This is a genomic window from Kitasatospora sp. NPDC028961, from assembly GCF_055564815.1.
Map to the genome: position 1 here is coordinate 5358 of NZ_JBVHVO010000029.1, position 18342 is coordinate 23699.

Consider the following 18342-nt stretch of genomic DNA (forward strand, 5'->3'; position numbering starts at 1 on the left):
GCGGCCACCCCCCCCTTACACTCATATCCCCTCTCCTGGTGGAGGCTGCCCTTTGGGGAGAGCATCGCTGGGGGGGGTGCCCCCCCCCCCCCCCCCCCCCCCCCCCCCCCCCCCCCCCCCCCCCCCCCCGCCTGCCGGCCTCCGCGCGCGGAGGCCGGCAGGCGGTCACACACCCTTCAGGAACGCCCCCGCCCTGCGCCACGAGTCCTCGGCGGACTCCTTGTCGTACGGCGGGTGGCCCGGGAAGAAGAAGGCGTGCTGCGCCTCGGGGTAGACGACCACCTCGTGCGGGACGCCCGCCGAGGCGAGACCCGCGACGACCTCCTCGCGCTCGGCGGCGCCGATCACATGGTCCCGACCCGCGAAGAACAGCAGCACGCGCGTGCCCACCCGGGCGATGGCCGGGGTGTCCTCGGCGAGCGGGGCCGGGCGGCTCAGCGCCGTGCCCGAGGTCGTCAGCCAGCCGGGGAAGTAGGCCACCACGGCGTCCAGTTCGAGGCGGGTCGCCGCGAAGTACGCGATGTGCCCGCCGAGGCTGAAGCCGATCATGGCGGTACGCGTCGAAGCCCCCGCGTACTGCCGGGCATGCGCGACGGCGGCCCGCAGATCCGCCTCCACCTCGTCCCGGGCGAACCCGTCGAGCAGGGCGAAGGCCCGGGTGCGGTTCTCGGGGCTCTGCGCCATGCCGGCGGCCGTCCCCTCCTCGCCCGCACGGTAGTAGAGGTCGGGCGCGATGGCGACGAAGCCGAGCGCGGCGACGTCCCGCACCGTCTTCCGGACGTCCTCCGTCACCCCCCACAGCTCGGCCCCGACGAGCACGACGGGGTGGTCCCCCGGCTCGGCGGGCCGTGCGAGGTAGGCCCCCATCGGCGGCGCCCCCGCGGCCGCCTCGATCCGGATCTGCTCAGCAACGATCTCGTACGCCATCGTCCGTCCTTCGCTCCACGTCGCACCCGCGCGTCCTGAACTCCACGCGGGCTCTCCCCTGTTGACGATCATGGGTGAGCTTGCCGGAGAGGCATGCTAGCCCAGTCGGTCGCGTCGCGAACGCCGCGGCTCGACCGGCGCCGACCCGGCAGCGGTCAGCGCGTGCGACGCAGGAAGGTCCCGCCGTCGATGATCCAGAGGCTGGGCGACACCGCGCCGCACCTGACGACCTCGGAGTCCCCCGGGGCGCCGGTCCGCTGCCGGCCGACCCGGCGCTGGTGCTGCTCGTCGGTCGGGTAGAAGGCGAGGCCGGCCTCGGAGTGCAGGCCCTCCTCGAACAGGTACGGCTCGCCCCCGTACGGGGTGACCACGCTCTGCGCGATGGGCCCGGTCACAGTGATGGCGCCGTCCCCGGCGACGGTCAGGCAGTCGACGTCGAGCTCGGCCCGGGTGGTGCCGGTCCTCTCGAACACGTGCTGGACCACCACGTGACCCCGGGGCCGGCCGTCGACCGTACGGGCGTCGACCCACGCGGTGAGCCGCTCGCCCGGGTTGGGGCCCGGGCCGTGTTCGTTGAGCAGGGTCCAGCTGTGCAGTACGAGCTGCTGGGCCGGTGCGGGAGTCACCGGTACGGGGCTGGCCGGCGCGGCCGCGGCGGTCCCGGCCGACCCGGCCGCGACCCTCGCCGCCTGGACCTCTACCTGCTGGCCATGCGCCTCTCCCTGGTGGCCGGCCCCCTGTGACTGCTTGAGGGCGACTTCCCCGACCGGGAGTTCATGCAGGGCATCGCCGAACACAACCTCCAGGAGGCGCTGGCCCTGCTCCCGTAGGGGCCGCAGCCCCGGAGCGCCGCCGCCGTGTGCGGGCGGTCGGCCGCCGACTCCCGGTCACCGCATCCCGGACCGGGCGGCCCCTCGAACGTCGGGGTCCGCTCCCGTCCCCCGGTCAGTGGGTGGCCTGGACGGCGATGCCGACGAGCTGGAGGATCGCCTGCCCCCAGGCCGTGGTGGCGATCAGGACACCGAACACGACGGCGGTGAAGACGGTGAAGCCCTCGTCGACGCGGCTGCGGGAATGGGTGGGGCGCCGGAGCCGGACGAAGATGATGATCGCGAGGAACGCCGTCGCACTGATCGTGTACTGCACTGCCCACTCCGACCTGGGTTGACCCTGCGTGAGACACCGGTCACCCGGAGTCCGATGATGTCGGGCCGAGCATGGCAGAGCGGCTCGGCCGGGCGGGTGGATTCCGGGAAATCCACCGCACTCGAACGATCGCCCCGGGTGGACAGGGCTACGCCATACGGGTGGGGGTGCCGGGGCACCGGGGTGGCTGAGAGGCCAGCGGCCGTGATCCCGCCCGCAGCCGGGCGGCGACCTCAGCCTCGCGTACGAAGGGCCTGGAGATGGGCTGCCGGACCCGGCCTCACCCTCATCTCGGCTCAGGGACCGACCTCGGCTCAGGGGCCGACGTATTCGTACACGCCCCCGTGCGGGTGCCGCAGTATCGCGCGGTGACCGTTGGGGGTGGGTTGCGGCGGCATCACCACGGTGGCACCGGCCGCGCGTCCCTCCTCGACGGCTGCCGCCAGATCCGGGACGGCCAGGGTGGCACTCACTCCGGCGATCGTCCGCACCGCGTCGTCCGGACCGCAGAACAGCAGGAAGGGCCCGACGCTCGCCAGCCGCACACCTGCGAAGGTGAAGCGGCTCGCGGTCCGGCCGGTCAGCCGTTCGTAGAAGGGGATGGCCGCTTCCAGGTCCTCGACGCGCTGTCGTGCGATCACTGAGTCGATCTTCGAGTCGATCTTCGAGTCGATGTTTGAGTCGATCTTCATCGGCATGCTGGAACACCTCGTCAGGTCGGGGTCTGCGGTCAATGCCCTGGCCATGACCGCCGGCATCGGTTCGGGCCCGGTGGGGCCGGCGCCGGACCGCGCCGCCCCCACCGGGCCTACGAAGGATCAGGCATCTCCCTTGCTCTGCCAGGTCGCCCGCTGGCGCAGCGAGATCCGGTTCCCGTCGGGATCCACGGCCTCGATCCGGATCCCGTACCCGTAGTCCTCCGGTTCGGGCTGGTCGAAGGTCACACCGCGCTCGCGGAGCACCTTGAAGTCCGCCCGCAGGTCGTCCGATTCGAGGAAGACCGGACCGGGCGTCGTGCCCGGCTGCAGCGCGGCCGGCTGCCCCGAGGCCGCGGCGTGCGGCCAGAGGATGATCTCCAGCGGGCCGCCGGAGACACCTACGGTGAGGAAGCGCCCGTCAGGACCGGGGTAGTCGACGCGCTTCTCCAGGCCGAGCTGCTCCGTGTAGAACCTCAGCGCGCGGTCCTGGTCGGTGACATAGAGCGTTACGTACATGATGTTCGTCAGCACCGTGTGGTCCTTCCATCGGTCGGTCAGGCGGTCCGCCTCACTTCATCGACGGACCTCGCCGAAGGAATGTGACCGATGGACGGAGAAATCTTGACGGCCTGAGCGGGCCGGGCATCCGCGACGGCCCGGAGTGGGGCCGCCGGTAGGGCGGGTCAGGGCATCGGGACGGCTTCCAGGCAGGGGTGGGCGGTGCCGTAGCCGGTGGGCAGGGCGAGGACTTCGGCGGTCGAGCCGTTGATCTGGAAGCGGAATCCGCCGGTGGTGTCCTCGTAGACGGGTTCGTGGGCCGGTCCGAGGCAGTCGGTGCGGTGCACGATGACGGTGCGTGTCGTGCCGTTCGGGCCGCGGACGGCGATGGCGTAGCGGGTGGCGTCCCTCACGTCGCACTGCCTCGCTGGTCGAAGCTGTTGTGCTGGTCGGCGAGGCCGGCGAGGTCGGGCCGTTCGGCGACGGCCGGGAGTCGGCGTGCGGCTCCGGCGCGGATCCGTGCGGGGGCGGGCGCGGTGAGCCGGCGGACCACGCCGCGGGCGCGGCCGGTGGCCGGGGCGGGGGTGGTCATGGCAGGTGCTTCCCCTCGAGGATGGGGCCGGGGGTCTCGGCCGGGGTGTCGTTGAGGAGGCCGGTGGTGTGGAGGGGTTTGGTGTGGAGGCCGGTTTTGGCGTCGGCGGGGCGGGTGCCGCCGGGCGGTGTGGCCCCGTCGGGGTGGCCGTCGAGGGTGAACAGGGCGGTGGTCTCGGTGAGGGCCAGGAGCCGCTCCAGGCGGGGGCCCGGGTCGGTGATCGTGAGTCGGCGTTTGGCGCGCAGGGCGGTCAGCCGCAGGCGCAGGAGCATGTTGAGGCCGTAGCTGTCGCAGAACGTGACGGCGGAGGTGTCGAGGTCGAGGCCGGTGCCGCTCTGGTGGAGCAGTTGTTCCAGGGTCTCGCGCATGCCGTCCGCGCTGTCCATGTCGATCTCCCCGGCCACCTGGACCAGGGTGCGGTGTGCTCCGGCGGTGACCGCGAGGTCCGGGCCGCCGGTCAGGCGCCGCGGTACGGACGGCGGCTGCACGGCGGAGCACCCTGCGGCGCCGGTAGCGGACGGATCTTCGGTCATGGCCGGGTCCTTGGGGGGATGGGGCGGGCTGAGACCCTTCCAGCGTGGCCCGCAGCCACATTCACGTCAAGAGATACCCGAAGTTCGATTCAGGTGTAGCGAAATCTGAATCTTTCGTCTTACGGTAGGGGGTATGGCACACGAGGAACCCACGGCGAGGACAAGCTGGACGTTCGTGACCAACCACGCCCGCGTGCTGGCCGCGATCGCCCGCGACCCCGGCATCCGGCTGCGGGACATCGCCGTGGAGGTCCAGCTGACCGAGCGCGCCGTCCAGGCGATCGTGACCGACCTCGACCAGGCCGGCTACCTCACCCGCGACCGTGCCGGGCGGCGCACCCACTACAGCATCGCCTCCGGCACCCTGCTCAGACACCCCGCCGAGGCCGGGCTCAGCATCAGCGCACTGCTCGACCTGCTCGCCCCCACCCGCAAGGACCGCGACCACGACGCCCCCACCGGCGACGGCGGTGCCCGCCGGGTGAACGGCACGTCGGCCGGCCGGCCCCACCCCTGACCGCGCCACGCTTCGTCGACGGGATCGGGTGGTCGCCACCGGCCCGAACGGGGGCGCGCGCCGCAGCCCGCGCGCCCCGGTACCTCCCGCTGCTCAGCGCCTGGTCTCGTACCTGGTCATGACCACGCCGCCGGGGAACGTCCGCGTCTCCACCAGGTTCAGGTCCACCCAGCTGTCCAGCGCGGTGAAGAACGGTGTCCCGCCGCCCACCAGGACCGGATAGGTGGCGATCGCGTACTCGTCGATCAGCCCGGCGCGCATGGCAGCCCCGGCGAGCGTCGCGCCGCCGATGGTCATCGGGCCGCCGTCCTCGGCCTTGAGCCGGGTGATCTCGGCGATCGCGTCGCCGGTGACCAGGCGGGTGTTCCAGTCGACCTGCTCGGCCGTCATCGTCGAGGAGAACACCACCTTCGGTGTGTCCCGCCAGTTCCGCGCGAACGCGATCTCCCCCGTGGTGGCGTCGGGCTGCTCGTCGCCGGTCGGCCAGTAGGAGCTCATCGTCTCCCACAGCTTGCGCCCGTACAGGGTCAGGCCACTCGCCCGCTCCTGGTCGAGCCACCACTGGAACAGCTCGTCGCTCGGCGGTCCGCTCCAGCCGATGTCGTCCCCGGCGGCGGTGACGTAGCCGTCCAGGGTCAGGTTCATGCCGTAGATCAGCTTCCGCATGGCCAGCCTTCCGTCGTGGGTGTCCGGCGTGGAGACCAGCGTGACGCGGGAAGCTCACCGGTGTGCGGTCCGACCCGCCGGTGTGGGCCGAGTCCGCCCTAGCGTGGCCGGAGCCGCTCGGGCGGGCAGAGGTAGAACAGTTCGGGGTCCGCCTCGTCGAGGCCGTGGACCAGGCCGGCCGGGTGCCAGCCGAGCTGCTGCAACAGCAGCTGCATGGGATGGTTCGAGACGTTCGTCGAGGTGAACAGCTTCGGGGTGGAGCAGCTTGCTTCGACGGCCCGGAGAAGGCGGGCGCCGACGCCCCGTCGGCGTGCGCCCGGCGAGACCGTCACCATGGTCACGAAGCCCTGTTCGAAGAACGTGTACTCCAGAACGCCGTAGCCCAGGATGCCTGACGGATCTTCGGCGACGCTGACGGATCCCTGGTCCAACCACCGTCGAATGCTCCGGGCCCGCGCTTCGTCGCCGGCAGCCGCGATCGCGTCGACGGCGAGGAGGGCCGGCAAGTCCGTGGCGTCCGCGGCGCGCACCCGGATCCGGCTGGACATCTCGACGTTCATGCGGATCATCCTGGCAGTGCGGCGAGGCCCCGGCGGCCGAGGATCGCCGGGGCCTGGTGCTGGGTGAGGGCTGGCTGGTGTCCTGGATCCGGACGGCGAACCTAGTGGAACTCCTCCGCGTGCTCCTCCGCCCAGGTGCGGAACGTGCGCGCGGGAACTCCGGTGATCTCTTCCACGGTGGAGGTGATCACGTTCGATGCGGGCCGGGTCTCGGCACTGGCCAACAGCGCCTCGACGAGTGCGGGTGGCCTGCCGTCCGCGAGCAGCTGCCGTCGCGCGACCTCTACGGGGACTTCCTCGAACGCCACCGGGCGGCCGATGGCCTCCCCGATCGCCTGGACCTGTTCGGCCCTGCTCAGTACCTGCGGACCCGTCAGGACAAGCCTCGCGCCCACGTGCCCGTCACCGGTCAGGACAGGAACCGCCACAGCCGCGATGTCGCCCTCGTGGATCACCGCGGTAGCGGCGGTACCCGGACCGCGAACGGTGCGCGTGGCGCGGACCTGCTCGCCCCACCCTCGCGCGTTGGACGCGATGGTGTTCGACCGCAGGAACGTCCACTCCAGGCCGGATTCCTCGATCATGCGCTCCATGTCGGCGTGGAGCTGGTTGATCGGATCGGTCTGCCGCTCGGCCGCCTCGTTGACGCCCGACGACGAGAGATAGACGATGCGCCCGGTACGTCGTGCAAGTGCCTCCAGTACGGCGGGCGCGCCCTCGGTCGTCAGGAAGGGCCAGACCAGGAACACTGCGCTGGTCCCCTCCAGCGCCACATCGAGCGTGGCCGGCGCGGACAGGTCCCCGCTGACGACCTTCACTCCCTCCGGCAGCCCGGCCGTTTCGGGATCACGCGCCAGCGCCCGCACCCCGGCGCCCGCGGCCAGGAGCCGAGCAACAACGTGTCGGCCGACGTTGCCGGTCGCGCCCGTCACAAGAATCTCACTCATGACCAGCCCAGCCTCGGCCCTGCTCGGACTATTCCGGCTGCCGGGCCCCGGCGCCCGGGACTCCCCCCGCCGCTGAACGTCTTCCTCGCTTCAGCCGCAGTGCTTCGAGCTGTAGCCGGATGCCCCTTGACCTGCGAACTCGTTGTACATCAGCCCGCCGACGAAGTCGATGCAGGCCCCCTTGGCGTACGTGTAGACCGGGCCCGCGTAGCTGGAGTAGTTGCTGCCGGCGCCGTCCTGGATCCAGTCGCTCGTTCCGGAACGTCGTATCGCGACCCGGATGTCGTGGTGACCGGTGACGGCCCCGTCCTTCCCGCGGGCGATCGCACAGTTGAACCCGTTTCCGCTGTTGTAGTAGATGTCGATGAAGCCGACCACCACGCTCGTTCGGGCGTTGTCGGTGATGTCCCAGCTCTGCTTGAAGTCGTACGCGCTGCCGCACTTGTTGACCCGGGGGTAGGCGTGGGCCGCGCCGGCGGAGAGGCCGACGAAGCCTCCGGCCAGGACCGCGGCCGCGAGTACCGTCGCGAGGTGCTTCTTGAGCATGGCGAGCTCCTTCGAGTGCCGTGGGTGTCTGGGGTCGGGACGGGACTGCCGGGGGACCGTCTCCGTGCCGGACGCCCCGGGGTGTCCCGTCGCAGGCTTCGACACGTTGTCCGATGGCCTGATGAAGCTCCCACAGTGCAGGCATGTCCGATTGTCCATCCACCGGATTCGGCCGCGGCCCAGGTGACCAGCGGACAAACCGGGTTGGCCGCGGACACGGCACGGCTCGGCACAAGGTAGGCCGTCCACCCAGGGCACCGTCGTCCCCGGCCGCTGAAGTACCGCGCGCACGCGGCCCCGAGGCCCGCGGGGCCAATCTTTCCCGTCGCGCGGTAGGGCTCCGTGTGGCCGGTCCCGGGCGTTCGCAGCGAAAGCCACTGGTACCGGCGCAGCGGTTTGGACAAGCTGGGGCCCATGGACTGGACGCCTCTGCTCTCCACACTGACCGGTGCCGTCATCGGCATCGCCGCCACGCTGATCGCCGACCGCAACCGGTGGCGGCGGGAGGAGGCCAGGCATGCGCTGGACGTGCGGCGCGAGGTCTACACGGAGTACGTCTCCGCGCTCAAGGCCGCGGGTGAGGAGATCCGGGCCGTCGCCCTGGGCGACCACATGTCAGATTCGGCCCGCGACGCGGCGGTGCGGGAGGCGGTGCGGCGCACCGGCATCTACACGGCGAGCGAACGCCTGTGGCTCGTGGGCCCGTCGCCGGTCGTGGCGGCCGGGAACGAGGCGTTCCACTGCCTGCGCGCGATCCGCGACGCCTACGCCCGGGGAGCGGCAGTCGGCTCGGCCGACGACGCGCCCCTGATAGCGCGGCGACGCGAGGCCATGGCGCGGATGCGTCGCCTCATGCGTGAGGACCTGGGCGTCGGACCCCTCGGAATCGAGTGATATCGAGTGAGGTGGCAGAGCCCCGCAGGCCGACCCGGGCCGGGCCGTACCGGCCTGCGACTGCCACCGGTCAGTGGCGCCAGGCCCGGCGTTCTGCGGCGCGGGGGTCGTGGGTGAGGGTCCACTCCCGGCCGATGCGCATGGTGGCGCGCCGCTCGGTGTCGTACGGGGCCCAGCCCGGGTCGCCGGTGCGGGCGAAGGAGGTCCAGGCCGTGTGCGTCCGCCGCGCCAGGCCGGCGGGCGGACTGCCGGCGCCCAGCAGTGCGTGCGGCCCGTGGAGTTTGTGGCAGGTGGGCGGTGTGGAAGACGAAGGGCAGTTCCACGGTGTGGGTGGCGCCCAGTCGGCCGTGCAGGGCGTTCGTGCGCCAGGCGAACTCGTAGGCGTAGGTGCGCCCACCGCCCGGGGTGGAGACGGTGGCGTGGGCGTCCGCGAGGCGGCGGGTGCCGTTGCCGAACAGCGCGTCGCCCAGGACGTCGGAGTGCAGTTCGCCGTCGGTGGCCCGTGGGTACCCGGGCGCGGTAGGCGGCGACGAGTTCGGCGGGGGCGCGGCGCGGGACCGTCGTCCAGCAGTCCTGGCAACTCCTGCGCCTAGAACCGGTACTGGGCAGCACCCGCGGCGACCTCGTCGCGCTGCGCGACCGCATGGCGGACAGCGCCGAGGCCACCCTGGCCGCCCTCGCCCAGTGGATCGCCGAGGAAGGCCACCGGCATCGGCCACGGTGATCGCCGGAGCTCCCGCTGATCGGCCGGTCGCGACGGGAAGCTCAGCCATCGCGTTCCGGAGTCCCGTTGTCCGTGCCTCGTGAGAGGCTGCCTGCGAGGTCCAGACAGGGATGGGGAGCCGGCGCAATGGGATTCGAGGGGGAGGTCTGGCGTCTGATGCGCCAGGAGGAACTGCTCGGCGAGATCGTGATCGACGAGAGCGAGTTCCCCTGGTTGCACGGGCGCTTCGCGCCGGCGCCGACGTTCGGGGCGGTGAAGCCGTGGTTCGACGAGTCGCTGGCTCTGGTGGAGGCGGAGGAGTTCGAGCGGTTCGACGACTCCTACGACCGGATCGCGGCCGCCCTGACGCTGCTGGCCCCGTCAGGTCCGGTCGCGGAGTTCCTCCTGCACATCAGCGACGGCCGCGCCTGGTTCAGGTGGAGCGACGAGCCGTTCGACGCTGTCTGAGCCCCACCGGACCCACCGGGCCCCGGGGCATCGGCTGACCGGAGGAACGGGGGGACGGCACCGCCCGAGGCCGGCCCGAGAGGCCTGGCCGCGCTCAGCGCTCAACCAGCCCGGTTCGACGGGGTAATTCGATGGCGCCGAGCGCGTCCACCGTCGACTCTGGTCACCGTGTCAGAACCCAAGCACCAGATCCGCGCCAGCTACACGGACACGACAGTGACGGTCTACCAGGCGTACGCGCCGGAGATCGGCCTGCCCGCCGCACTGGACGGTCGCTTTCCCGCAGCCTGGCGGCGGGACCGGATGACGTGGATCAAGCCTTCGTTCCTCTGGATGATGTATCGCTGCGGATGGGCGGGCAAGGAGGGCCAGGAGACCGTGCTGGCGGTCGAGATCACCCGCGAGGGCTTCGAATGGGCCCTGGAGAACGCCTGCCTGGCCCACTACCAACCCGGACTGCATCCCGACCGCGGCGACTGGAAGCGCCGGTTGAAGCGAGCCCCGGCCCGGGTGCAGTGGGACCCCGAACGCGATCTGCACCTGCGGCCGCTCGCTCACCGGTCCCTGCAACTCGGCCTCGCGGGCGAGGCCGCTGAGCGCTATGCGGAAGAGTGGATCGTTTCGATCCGCGACGTCACCGCGCTCGCGCAAGCGATCCACGCCCACGTGAGGGACGGAGCGCTGGACGCCGCCCGGCAGTTACTCCCCGCGGAGCGCCCCTACCCGGCGGGCGACGTGCTCACGGCCCATCTGCGCGACTGAGCCGACCCGACCACCCGGGCCGCAGGCTGCTCGCCCCGGCGCGGCGCCTACCGTCGGCGAAGTGTCCCGGCCTGCCGACCGGATCCACCGATGGCAGTGGCGCCCCTCGGCCAGCGGGCGGATTCAAGCCGCCGACGCCGGGGGCCGGTCGGTCCGCTCGGACAGGTGGAGGGATGAGCGCGGCGATGCTTCAGGCGTCGTCCTCGTCCCGGTGGTGGCGGCCTTCCAGGGGGAGCCCGGCGATCTCCAGAGCCTGCGCCATGCCGGGCCGGCTGCGCAGGCCGTACGCCTCGGTGAAGGCGGCTTCGGCGTTGGTGTCGTGCCGGCCGAAGGGGAGGGGGTCCGGGTGGCCCGGCACTGCCGGGTGAACTGGTGGCGGTCGTCGTCACCCCAGCCGGCCCACGGGTGGCGTCCTGTGTGGTGTTCGGCCGCCGGCGTTCGGCGCGCCTCGGCGAAGCCGAGCCCCGCGTCGACCTCGCACTGCGTGAGGCCGGTCAGCTCCGTGCGGACCTCGCTGACCGTGGACCGGGTGGGCCGCGCCAGGATCCGACGGCGGGCGAGGCGCTCCCCGGCGGGTTCCGAGCCGGTGGACGGACCACTGCGGCGGGCCGCCCGGCACGCGAACATTCCGTCCGGTAGGTCTTGACGCCCTTCCGCAATCGGCGTTTCATGTTGTTCACAAGTGTTTGAACCTGTTGAAACATGATGGAGCACACCCCGCTCTCCTCCCGGTACCGAACACGGCACCGCCCCCACCCGCATCGCCCCCACAGCGCCGCCGGTCCGAAACGCCGCTCGGCGACGGAATCCGCCACCCCGGAAGAAGACAGCACGGCTTCCGCAGGTGCGTCACACCCGGAGAGAGCCATGTTCACATCCGTCTTCGCCCCGCCATCGGAGCCCGCCCCGGTGCCGGCGGCGTCCCGCACCGCCCGGGGCGCGGGTCGGGTCGCCGCCTGGAGCAGGCGCAGCAGCAGCCCCTGGTGCGTCACCGTCCCGGTGACCTACCCCGACGGCCGGGCCGGTACCCAGACCTTCGTCGAGTGGGCCGACAGCAGCGGCCAGGCGCGGGAGGCGGCACTCCTCAGGGCCGACACCCCGGACGCCCTGCGCCGCCGTCGCAACGCCGTGATCCTCCCGGTCGGCCGGGTGACCGTGGAACCCTGGCAGCGCCCGGCCTGGTGGTGACACCGCCGCCCGGTGGTGGCACCGCCGCCGGAGGACGGGCGTCCGCCACGACCGGCCGCCCCACCCCGGACCCGCGGCGGCCCTACTGCTCCTGCCCCGTGGAGCCCGTCGTGGAGCCCGTCGGCTCCGCCGCTCCCGGCGGTAGCCGGACCGGCCGCAGCCTCGCCCAGCCGGCGAAGAGCGCCGCCCCGACCAGCATGCCGACGCCCACCCAGAGGTTCACGTTCACGCCACCCGCCCGATCGAGGTCGGCCTGCGAGGTGGCGGTGGCGCCCAGCACGGTCAGCACGGTGCCGTAGACGCAGAAGAGCAGCGCGAGGATCAGGCGCAGGTCGAAGATCCCGGCCTTCACGGCCGCCGGCCCGGCCGCCCCCGTCGTCGGATCCGTCATGTCCTCGCTCCTCTCACCAGAAGATCACGTTGAGTACGGTGGCGAGCAGCAGGGCCCCGGCCCCGAGCAGCGCGGGGCTGCGGTACCAGCCCGCGTCCTCGGCGGTGTCGCCCTCCTTGATCCGGTCCCTGGGCGTCAGCGACCAGACCAGGCCGACCAGTTCGCTGTCCGGCTTGGGCCGGGTGGCCAGTGAGACCGCGACGCTGACCGCGATGTCCAGGACGAAGGCGGCGCTCGCCGCGACGAAGCTGGGCCCCTGACCCGCCAGGTGCAGCACGTCGTGGCGGACGAGCTGGTCCACCGTCACGGCGGCCGCCGTTCCGACGATCAGCCCGATCCCGCCCGCGAGCGGCGTCGTCCGCTTCCAGAACATCCCCAGGATGAACGTGGCGAACAGCGGGGCGTTGAAGAACGAGAACAGCGTCTGGAGGTAGTCCATGATGTTGTTGTAGCCACTGGCGATGAACGCGGTGCCGACCGCGATCGCGCAGCCGAGCACGGTGACCGTGCGGCCCACCCGCAGGTAGTACGCGTCCGACCGGCCCCTGACCACGTACGCCTGCCAGAGGTCGTAGGTGAACACCGTGTTGAACGAGCTCACGTTGGCCGCCATGCCCGCCATGAAGGCCGCCAGCAGCCCGGTGATCGCCACCCCCAGCATGCCGTTGGGCAGCAGGTCGCGGATGAGCAGTTCGATCGCGTTGTTGTACGTGACGCCCTCGGTCGACGTGCCGCCCGCCGCCTTGTACCGCGCCAGCTCCGGGGAGAGGACCGCGGCCAGCATCCCCGGGATCACGATGACCAGCGCGATCAGCGCCTTCGGGTACGCGCCGATCAGCGGCGTGCGCCGGGCCGCCGACATGTTCCTCGCCGCCAGCGCGTTGCACCTCCGCGAAGTTCGTCGTCCAGTAGCCGAACGACAGCACGAACCCGAGGCCGAACACGATGCCCAGCACGGACAGGGTGGCGTTGGCGATCCCGGTAAGGTTGCTGGCCGGCCAGGCGTTCAACTGCTCCGCCGCGTCGGCGTTCACCGCCCGGATCCGGTCGCTCAGCCCGTCCCAGCCGCCCACCCGGTGCAGCCCGACCAGGGTGATCGGCACCAGCATGGCGACGATCAGGAAGAACTGCATCACCTCGTTGTACACCGCGGCCGAGAGCCCGCCCAGCGTCGTGTACGCCAGCACGATCAGCGCCGCCACCAGGACGGAGGACCACAGCGGCCAGCCCAGCAGGGCGTTGACCACCGTGCTGAGCGCGTACAGGTTGACCCCGGCGATCAGCACCTGGGCGAGCGCGAAGCTGAGCGCGTTCACCAGGTGCGCGAAGCGGCCGAACCGCAACCGCAGGAACTCCGGGACGCTGCGCACCTTGGACCCGTAGTAGAACGGCATCATGACCAGGCCGAGGAAGACCATGGCCGGGATCGCGCCGATCCAGTAGTAGTGCACGGTCGGGATGCCGAACTGCGCGCCGTTGGCGGTCATCCCGAAGATCTCCACCGCCCCGAGGTTGGCCGAGATGAACGCCAGGCCGGTGATCCAGGCGGGCAGCGACCGGCCGGCCAGGAAGAAGTCCAGACTGGAGGAGACCGACCTGCGGGCGAGCGAGCCGATACCCAGCACCAGGGCGAAGTAGACGGCGAGCAGGACGTAGTCGACCGGCTCGGCATCCAGCCGGAGGCTCGCCTCGGCAAGGGAGTTCACTGCTGCCTCGATCCGTCACGTGGAGCTTCTCCGCTTCCGGACTTCTAGCAGCGGCGCGCCCGTGCGCCACCCCGCGTCACCCGCCCGTGGGCGAGTCGCTCGGCCGGCCGGCCGACACCGACCGGCCGACGGACACCACCCGACCCGCCGACACCGACCGGCCGACACCCCCCGGCCGTCCGGAAAACCAGGTGCCAGGGCCCCGGGCAGCCGGTAGCCTGCGCCGATATGACACCCGAACTGGAACGCCCCCCACTTCAGGCCGACGAACGTACCGCGCTCATCGGCTGGTTGGACCTGCAGCGGCAGATCCTTCGCTGGAAGTGCGAGGGGCTGACGGAGGAGGACGCTCGTCGCTCCGTCCTCCCGGGTTCACCGGCCATGACGATGGCCGGCCTCATCACCCATATGCGCTGGACCGAGCACACCTGGCTGGAGGTCCTGTTCCTCGGCGGCGACGAGAAGCAGAACCCGTCGTTCGACGAGTCGGGCGAGGACGCCGACTGGCAGCCCGGCGACCGCTCCCTGGCCGAGCTGCTCGCGGAGTACGAGGCCCAGTGCGCCCGGAGCAACGAGATCGTCGCCGCGGCCTCCCTGGACGACGTCGGCCGTCACCCCGGCTTCCGCTCCGGTGGCGCCAACCTCCGCTGGATGCTGATCCACCTCGTCGAGGAGACCGGGCGGCACGCCGGCCACGCCGACATCGTCCGGGAGCTCCTCGACGGCACCAAGGGCTATTACTGACCCGGGCGATGCCCCGCGATGGACCAGCCGTCCAACCGGCCGATCCGGCGGATCTCGTCCACCGGATACGGGGTTCGCCTGCTCTCCCGCTGGAGCCTGCGGTAGAAGTCCGTCATCACCACGGCGAGCGGGGCATGGCGGGTGAGGATCGCCGCGACCTCCGGCGGGACGCCCGGCGGACGCTCTCCCCGGGCGCACGCGCGCACGAACGCGTCGCGCTCGTCCCGCTGGTAGCCGTACAGAGCGGTGATCAGCCACAGCACCAGATGCGTGGTGGCGTAGCAACGGTCGTAGCTCCGGTGCGCGGCGAAGAAGTCGGCCTCGTCCTCGGACAGCTCGAACCGGGAGGAGGTGGCGAGCCCGTAGTCCGCGAAGAACAGCCGCCGGCCGTCGGTCAGGATGTTCTGGAAGTGGGCGTCGAAGTGGAGGAGCCCGCGGGAGTTCATGAACGAGATTCCGGCGTCCAGCCGGCTCGCCACCATGGCGCAGGCCCGCCCGGTCGCCCCGTCGCCGGCTCCGACCCGGGCGCCCAGCCAGTCGTGCAGGTTCTGCGGGATGTACTCCAGGAACAGCGCGATGCTCGCCGAGGCGTCCCGCAGGGCCTCGATCCGGCCGCGCACCTCCGGTCCGCCTCCCCAGTACGCGACGGCCCGCTCCACATCGGCCAGTTCCTCGGGGAGCACCTGCCCGGCGTGCGGCAGGACCCGCCAGTGGTGCATCAGGGGAAAGCCCTCGTGGTCCGCCGTGAGGACCCAGTTCGTGGTCATGGTGTGCACGGCCAGCTCCCGCCAGGCCCCGAAGCCCGGTCCGCCGATGCCGTACTGGCAGAAGCCGGGGAGCCCGAAGAGGTTCGCCGTGGACCGGGCGTTGCCGGGCTGCCGTTCCGGGTCGGTGAGCGGGACCCGTTTGACGAAGACCGGAGTCCCGTCGACCTCCAGCAGCGCCGACGTCCCCCCGATGCCGGCACCCAGCGGCGCGGCCTCCGCCAGGAGGGCCTGCAGTTCGCGATCACTGCACAGGGCCAGCGAGGTGGCGACGGCGCCATGGGTGGCCAGGCGTGCACCGCGCGACATGTCACGGGCCTCGACGGTTGCCTCCACCAGCACCCCGACCTCTCCGAAGCAGCCGGGCGCCGCCGACGGGCGCGTACGCTCGGCGCGCGGCCCTTCGGGGCCCTGGCACGGGCAGGGGTGTCCGGCTTCCGTGCCGGGGCACAGGTCGGAACACCCGCTCGGCCGCACTGTACGGGGAGATCGGCGACGAGATCGGGTGAACGCGAGGATCGCCGGTCGGAGCCGGCCCCCAACGCGGCCGCCGCCCCGTCACTCAGGCCGCCCCCGTTACTCAGGCCGCCCCCGTTACTCAGGCCGCCCCCGTCACTCAGGTCGCCCCCGTCACCCGGGCCGCTCGGGCCACTCAGGCCGGCAGGGGAGCGAGGGCGTCCACCACTGCGTGCTTCCTCCCCGGCACGAGGTCGCCGCCGTCCTCGGCGACCCGTACGACGATGTCGCGCAGCGCGTCCGCGTAGGCGCGCAGGGACTGGGCGGCCACGGTGGTGTCGGGGTGGCGGCAGGCGAGGTGCAGACCCTCGTGGAGTCGGGTGATCCAGACGCAGGCCTGGTCGCCGTGGGAGACCCGGACCGTCGCGCAGGCGTTCTGCTCGGTCCAGCGCTCGGCTCCGGGGACGGCCCTGGCGTCGACGAACGACATGAGCGAGTGCAGGTCGGGCGAGGTCGGACGGAAGTCCGAGCCGAGCAGGTGCAGGATCCGGGCCAGCGGGGTGCGGGCGAGCCGGCGGTTCGCGTGCAGCTCGGAGCGTGCCATCGCCAGCGCGCTCCGGAAGTCGGGGGCGTCGGCCGCGGGGATCTCGATGGGTACGACGCCGACGTACCAGCCCAGCGAGTCCTGCCACCGGGAGGCCGCCCTGGTGTGGAACGGCACCACCGTCCGGTACACGTCGTGCCCGCCGAGGTCCCGGGCGATCAGCGCGCTGGCGGCCAGGATGCCGGCCAGCGTGCCCCCGAAGGGGCGGCAGTACCGCTCGAACCCGGCGGCGTGCTCCTCGCCCACCAGCATCTCGGTCATCAGCCGTTGGGCGGGCATCGGCTCCTCCGGCTCCAGACCGAGGTCGAGCGGGAACCTCGGCAGCCGGTCGTCGCAGCCGGCGATGAACTCCCGCCAGCGGGCGACCGCCGAGTGGATCTCGTCGACCTGCTCCGCGTGCGCGCATTCGAGTTCGCAGAAGTCGAGGTAGCTTCCGACCTCGACCGCTCGCGGTTCGCCGCCGCCCCGGCGGGTGTCGTAGAGCTCGTGGACCTCGGCGGGGATGCGGAACAGCGAGTACGCGTCCACATTGCTGTGGTCGAAGGCGAGGTAGACGTCCGTGCCGTCCTCGCGCAGGACGGCCGCGTAGATGTAGTTCGGCCATTCGAGCGCGTTCGTCGCGGCGTCGAAACGGTTCTGCAGGTAGGTGACCAGCTCCTCCGCCCGGTCGAACACCCCTGCCTCGTGCCGGTGCAGGGCCACCGAACCGGCGCCGATCGTGAACCGGCGGACGCCCTCGGTCCGGCGGCGGAATCCGCTGCGCAGCGTCTCGTGGCGCAGGGTCCAGTCGAGCAGGGTGGCCTCCAGCACGGCCGGGTCCGCCGGGCCGGGCAGGCTGAACCGGGTGCCGATCCAGGTCGGCATGGTCAGGCCGTTGTCGCGTACGGTCCGCGCGGTGCGCAGGTGCGACTGCTGGAGGTGGGAGAGCGGGCGGAGGTCGTCCGCCAGGGCCGTGGCGGCGTCGATGGTGGACGGGTGGAGGGTCCATTCCATGACACGCCCCGGACGGGCCTCGCAGCGGGCCAGGTCGGTGATACGCACAGGTGCTCCCTCTCTCGACTCGCGGTGCGCCGGCGGTCCCGGCGCACCGCCGCCACCCGTCGGCCCGTCCTCGCCACGGGCGTTCCGGCGTCACGTCCCGTACGCGTCTCGGCCGGCGGGGTGTTGGTGACGGACCAATCAAGCAACGATCAACAGGCCGTCAGGGCACGCCCTGATGCCCGCCGGACCGGGTCACTGCGGCCGAGCCGGCAGGCTCGGCCCCCCGGGCAAGCGGCGACCACCGCCACAAGAGCCCGGCGGCAGAGCGTCGCACAGGCCTATCGTTGGCTGATGCGCGCTCACCCCATCGACCGACCGTCCGATCTCGACGTGGTCCGCGAGTCCTATGACCGCGTGGCCGACAACTACGCCCACATGGTGGCGACCACCGGGATCGGCGACATCCGGACCCACCCGTGGCTCAAGGCGTCGATCGACGCCTTCGCCGACACCGTGAGCGGCCTCGGGCCCGTGCTCGACGTCGGCTGCGGACCCGGAACGGTGACCGCCTACCTCGCCGAGCGCGGCCTCGACGTGTCCGGCGTCGATCTCTCCCCCCGCATGATCGAGAACGCGCGCCGCCTTCACCCGCAGTGCCGGTTCGGCGTCAGCTCTGCCACCGACCTGGACCTCGCCGACGGCTCCTACGGCGGCCTGCTCGGCTGGTGGTCACTGTTCAACCTTCCGCGTGACGTCCTTCCCCAGGTCCTCGCCATGTTCGCGCGCGCCCTGGTGCCGGGCGGACACTTCATCACCGCGACCCATGTCGGCGACGAGGACGCGCTGCGCACCGAGGCCTACGGAGGCGTCCCCGTCCGCTGGACGACCCACAAGTGGCGGCCCGAGCAGCTCACGCACCTGATCGAGCAGGCCGGACTGCGCCCGGTCGCCGAACTCCGGCTCCCCGCGGACGAGCACGTCGGACCGGGCCTGGTCATCATGGCCAAGCGGCCGGGCTGAGGATCAGGCACCGGACCAGGGCGTACCTGCC

General features: G+C 72.0%; 22 protein-coding genes and 4 pseudogenes. 8 read left to right on the top strand and 18 right to left on the bottom strand.

Annotated elements, in window-relative coordinates:
* Nucleotides 1–165 precede the first annotated feature (165 nt).
* Together ACZ4UX_RS31255 and ACZ4UX_RS31260 are read right to left on the bottom strand one after the other, a co-directional pair.
* Nucleotides 166–927 carry a dienelactone hydrolase family protein gene (locus ACZ4UX_RS31255; RefSeq protein ID WP_465709074.1) on the bottom strand — a complete coding sequence of 254 codons (762 nt, stop codon included), beginning with the start codon at nt 925–927 and terminating at the stop codon, nt 166–168.
* 155 nt (nt 928–1082) lie between these two features.
* The gene (locus ACZ4UX_RS31260) at nt 1083–1553 is read right to left on the bottom strand and encodes a hypothetical protein (RefSeq protein WP_465709075.1); all 471 of its coding nucleotides are present in this window, start codon (nt 1551–1553) and stop codon (nt 1083–1085) included.
* Nucleotides 1554–1595: 42 nt separating this feature from the next.
* Between ACZ4UX_RS31260 and ACZ4UX_RS31265 the strand changes: the two are divergent.
* Nucleotides 1596–1757 (top strand): annotated as a pseudogene (locus tag ACZ4UX_RS31265) (aminoglycoside phosphotransferase family protein); the annotation flags it as partial.
* Nucleotides 1758–1872: 115 nt separating this feature from the next.
* On the opposite strand, the gene ACZ4UX_RS31270 reads toward ACZ4UX_RS31265, so the two are convergent.
* From ACZ4UX_RS31270 to ACZ4UX_RS31295, 6 genes are all read right to left on the bottom strand, one after another.
* Nucleotides 1873–2073 carry a hypothetical protein gene (locus ACZ4UX_RS31270; protein WP_329485767.1) on the bottom strand — a complete coding sequence of 67 codons (201 nt, stop codon included), beginning with the start codon at nt 2071–2073 and terminating at the stop codon, nt 1873–1875.
* 314 nt (nt 2074–2387) lie between these two features.
* A complete protein-coding gene (locus ACZ4UX_RS31275; RefSeq protein WP_465709076.1) occupies nt 2388–2765 on the bottom strand; it encodes a VOC family protein in 378 nt (125 codons plus the stop codon).
* A 126-nt stretch (nt 2766–2891) separates the two neighbouring features.
* Nucleotides 2892–3302 carry a VOC family protein gene (locus ACZ4UX_RS31280; protein WP_465709077.1) on the bottom strand — a complete coding sequence of 137 codons (411 nt, stop codon included), beginning with the start codon at nt 3300–3302 and terminating at the stop codon, nt 2892–2894.
* A 152-nt stretch (nt 3303–3454) separates the two neighbouring features.
* Nucleotides 3455–3682: a DUF6296 family protein gene (locus tag ACZ4UX_RS31285; RefSeq protein WP_465709078.1), complete on the bottom strand. Its 228-nt coding sequence runs from the start codon at nt 3680–3682 to the stop codon at nt 3455–3457.
* Complete coding sequence (locus ACZ4UX_RS31290; protein ID WP_465709079.1) at nt 3679–3861, bottom strand: hypothetical protein; 183 nt, start codon at nt 3859–3861, stop codon at nt 3679–3681. Before ACZ4UX_RS31290 ends, ACZ4UX_RS31285 begins: the two co-directional genes overlap by 4 nt.
* Nucleotides 3858–4394, bottom strand: a complete 537-nt coding sequence (locus tag ACZ4UX_RS31295; protein ID WP_465709080.1) for an STAS domain-containing protein — start codon at nt 4392–4394, stop codon at nt 3858–3860. Before ACZ4UX_RS31295 ends, ACZ4UX_RS31290 begins: the two co-directional genes overlap by 4 nt.
* Nucleotides 4395–4527: 133 nt before the next feature.
* Between ACZ4UX_RS31295 and ACZ4UX_RS31300 the strand changes: the two genes are divergently transcribed.
* Complete coding sequence (locus ACZ4UX_RS31300) at nt 4528–4911, top strand: MarR family transcriptional regulator (protein ID WP_465709081.1); 384 nt, start codon at nt 4528–4530, stop codon at nt 4909–4911.
* Nucleotides 4912–5004: 93 nt separating this feature from the next.
* Here ACZ4UX_RS31300 and ACZ4UX_RS31305 read toward each other — a convergent pair whose 3' ends face one another.
* The 4 genes from ACZ4UX_RS31305 to ACZ4UX_RS31320 all read right to left on the bottom strand — a co-directional run bounded on the left by ACZ4UX_RS31305 (nt 5005) and on the right by ACZ4UX_RS31320 (nt 7630).
* The gene (locus tag ACZ4UX_RS31305; protein ID WP_465709082.1) at nt 5005–5577 is read right to left on the bottom strand and encodes a dihydrofolate reductase family protein; all 573 of its coding nucleotides are present in this window, start codon (nt 5575–5577) and stop codon (nt 5005–5007) included.
* 98 nt (nt 5578–5675) lie between these two features.
* Nucleotides 5676–6137: a GNAT family N-acetyltransferase gene (locus ACZ4UX_RS31310; RefSeq protein WP_465709083.1), complete on the bottom strand. Its 462-nt coding sequence runs from the start codon at nt 6135–6137 to the stop codon at nt 5676–5678.
* Nucleotides 6138–6238: 101 nt separating this feature from the next.
* Nucleotides 6239–7084: an NAD(P)H-binding protein gene (locus tag ACZ4UX_RS31315; RefSeq protein ID WP_465709084.1), complete on the bottom strand. Its 846-nt coding sequence runs from the start codon at nt 7082–7084 to the stop codon at nt 6239–6241.
* A gap of 90 nt (nt 7085–7174) precedes the next feature.
* Nucleotides 7175–7630, bottom strand: a complete 456-nt coding sequence (locus ACZ4UX_RS31320) for a hypothetical protein (protein WP_465709085.1) — start codon at nt 7628–7630, stop codon at nt 7175–7177.
* Nucleotides 7631–8044: 414 nt separating this feature from the next.
* On the opposite strand from ACZ4UX_RS31320, the gene ACZ4UX_RS31325 reads away from it, so the two are divergent.
* A complete protein-coding gene (locus ACZ4UX_RS31325) occupies nt 8045–8524 on the top strand; it encodes a hypothetical protein (protein ID WP_465709086.1) in 480 nt (159 codons plus the stop codon).
* Nucleotides 8525–8594: 70 nt separating this feature from the next.
* Here ACZ4UX_RS31325 and ACZ4UX_RS31330 read toward each other — a convergent pair.
* Nucleotides 8595–9067: pseudogene (locus ACZ4UX_RS31330) on the bottom strand (carboxylesterase family protein); the annotation flags it as partial.
* Between the two features lie 307 nt (nt 9068–9374).
* On the opposite strand from ACZ4UX_RS31330, the gene ACZ4UX_RS31335 reads away from it, so the two are divergent.
* Together ACZ4UX_RS31335 and ACZ4UX_RS31340 are read left to right on the top strand one after the other, a co-directional pair.
* Nucleotides 9375–9695, top strand: a complete 321-nt coding sequence (locus tag ACZ4UX_RS31335; protein ID WP_465709087.1) for a hypothetical protein — start codon at nt 9375–9377, stop codon at nt 9693–9695.
* Between the two features lie 168 nt (nt 9696–9863).
* A complete protein-coding gene (locus ACZ4UX_RS31340) occupies nt 9864–10457 on the top strand; it encodes a DUF4291 domain-containing protein (protein ID WP_465709088.1) in 594 nt (197 codons plus the stop codon).
* A gap of 190 nt (nt 10458–10647) precedes the next feature.
* On the opposite strand, the pseudogene ACZ4UX_RS31345 reads toward ACZ4UX_RS31340, so the two are convergent.
* Nucleotides 10648–11084: pseudogene (locus ACZ4UX_RS31345) on the bottom strand (hypothetical protein).
* A 240-nt stretch (nt 11085–11324) separates the two neighbouring features.
* Between ACZ4UX_RS31345 and ACZ4UX_RS31350 the strand changes: the two are divergent.
* On the top strand, nt 11325–11645 hold the full coding sequence (locus tag ACZ4UX_RS31350; protein ID WP_465709089.1) for a hypothetical protein: 321 nt from the start codon (nt 11325–11327) through the stop codon (nt 11643–11645).
* A gap of 82 nt (nt 11646–11727) precedes the next feature.
* Here ACZ4UX_RS31350 and ACZ4UX_RS31355 read toward each other — a convergent pair whose 3' ends face one another.
* Both ACZ4UX_RS31355 and ACZ4UX_RS31360 read right to left on the bottom strand, forming a co-directional pair.
* Nucleotides 11728–12036 (bottom strand): hypothetical protein, encoded by a 309-nt coding sequence (locus ACZ4UX_RS31355; RefSeq protein WP_465709090.1) that lies wholly within the window; start codon nt 12034–12036, stop codon nt 11728–11730.
* 13 nt (nt 12037–12049) lie between these two features.
* A pseudogene (locus ACZ4UX_RS31360) lies at nt 12050–13742 on the bottom strand (sodium:solute symporter family protein).
* Between the two features lie 228 nt (nt 13743–13970).
* Between ACZ4UX_RS31360 and ACZ4UX_RS31365 the strand changes: the two are divergent.
* On the top strand, nt 13971–14486 hold the full coding sequence (locus ACZ4UX_RS31365; protein ID WP_465709091.1) for a DinB family protein: 516 nt from the start codon (nt 13971–13973) through the stop codon (nt 14484–14486).
* Here ACZ4UX_RS31365 and ACZ4UX_RS31370 read toward each other — a convergent pair.
* Both ACZ4UX_RS31370 and ACZ4UX_RS31375 read right to left on the bottom strand, forming a co-directional pair.
* Nucleotides 14480–15559: a protein kinase family protein gene (locus ACZ4UX_RS31370; RefSeq protein WP_465709146.1), complete on the bottom strand. Its 1080-nt coding sequence runs from the start codon at nt 15557–15559 to the stop codon at nt 14480–14482. The two genes, ACZ4UX_RS31365 and ACZ4UX_RS31370, sit on opposite strands and share 7 nt — an antisense overlap.
* Before the next feature lie 343 nt (nt 15560–15902).
* Complete coding sequence (locus ACZ4UX_RS31375) at nt 15903–17351, bottom strand: condensation domain-containing protein (RefSeq protein ID WP_465709092.1); 1449 nt, start codon at nt 17349–17351, stop codon at nt 15903–15905.
* Between the two features lie 291 nt (nt 17352–17642).
* Between ACZ4UX_RS31375 and ACZ4UX_RS31380 the strand changes: the two genes are divergently transcribed.
* A complete protein-coding gene (locus tag ACZ4UX_RS31380; protein WP_465709093.1) occupies nt 17643–18311 on the top strand; it encodes a class I SAM-dependent methyltransferase in 669 nt (222 codons plus the stop codon).
* Nucleotides 18312–18342: the final 31 nt, after the last annotated feature.

What these genes read in the sequence shown, in the direction of transcription:
- ACZ4UX_RS31305 (WP_465709082.1), bottom strand. Translation starts at nt 5,577, where the DNA reads ATGCGGAAGCTGATCTACGGCATGAACCTGACCCTGGACGGCTACGTC.
- ACZ4UX_RS31310 (WP_465709083.1), bottom strand. Translation starts at nt 6,137, where the DNA reads ATGAACGTCGAGATGTCCAGCCGGATCCGGGTGCGCGCCGCGGACGCC.
- ACZ4UX_RS31290 (WP_465709079.1), bottom strand. Translation starts at nt 3,861, where the DNA reads ATGACCACCCCCGCCCCGGCCACCGGCCGCGCCCGCGGCGTGGTCCGC.
- ACZ4UX_RS31275 (WP_465709076.1), bottom strand. Translation starts at nt 2,765, where the DNA reads ATGAAGATCGACTCAAACATCGACTCGAAGATCGACTCGAAGATCGAC.
- ACZ4UX_RS31315 (WP_465709084.1), bottom strand. Translation starts at nt 7,084, where the DNA reads ATGAGTGAGATTCTTGTGACGGGCGCGACCGGCAACGTCGGCCGACAC.
- ACZ4UX_RS31370 (WP_465709146.1), bottom strand. Translation starts at nt 15,559, where the DNA reads ATGTCGCGCGGTGCACGCCTGGCCACCCATGGCGCCGTCGCCACCTCG.
- ACZ4UX_RS31350 (WP_465709089.1), top strand. Translation starts at nt 11,325, where the DNA reads ATGTTCACATCCGTCTTCGCCCCGCCATCGGAGCCCGCCCCGGTGCCG.
- ACZ4UX_RS31300 (WP_465709081.1), top strand. Translation starts at nt 4,528, where the DNA reads ATGGCACACGAGGAACCCACGGCGAGGACAAGCTGGACGTTCGTGACC.
- ACZ4UX_RS31335 (WP_465709087.1), top strand. Translation starts at nt 9,375, where the DNA reads ATGGGATTCGAGGGGGAGGTCTGGCGTCTGATGCGCCAGGAGGAACTG.
- ACZ4UX_RS31325 (WP_465709086.1), top strand. Translation starts at nt 8,045, where the DNA reads ATGGACTGGACGCCTCTGCTCTCCACACTGACCGGTGCCGTCATCGGC.
- ACZ4UX_RS31380 (WP_465709093.1), top strand. Translation starts at nt 17,643, where the DNA reads ATGCGCGCTCACCCCATCGACCGACCGTCCGATCTCGACGTGGTCCGC.
- ACZ4UX_RS31295 (WP_465709080.1), bottom strand. Translation starts at nt 4,394, where the DNA reads ATGACCGAAGATCCGTCCGCTACCGGCGCCGCAGGGTGCTCCGCCGTG.
- ACZ4UX_RS31255 (WP_465709074.1), bottom strand. Translation starts at nt 927, where the DNA reads ATGGCGTACGAGATCGTTGCTGAGCAGATCCGGATCGAGGCGGCCGCG.
- ACZ4UX_RS31320 (WP_465709085.1), bottom strand. Translation starts at nt 7,630, where the DNA reads ATGCTCAAGAAGCACCTCGCGACGGTACTCGCGGCCGCGGTCCTGGCC.
- ACZ4UX_RS31365 (WP_465709091.1), top strand. Translation starts at nt 13,971, where the DNA reads ATGACACCCGAACTGGAACGCCCCCCACTTCAGGCCGACGAACGTACC.
- ACZ4UX_RS31355 (WP_465709090.1), bottom strand. Translation starts at nt 12,036, where the DNA reads ATGACGGATCCGACGACGGGGGCGGCCGGGCCGGCGGCCGTGAAGGCC.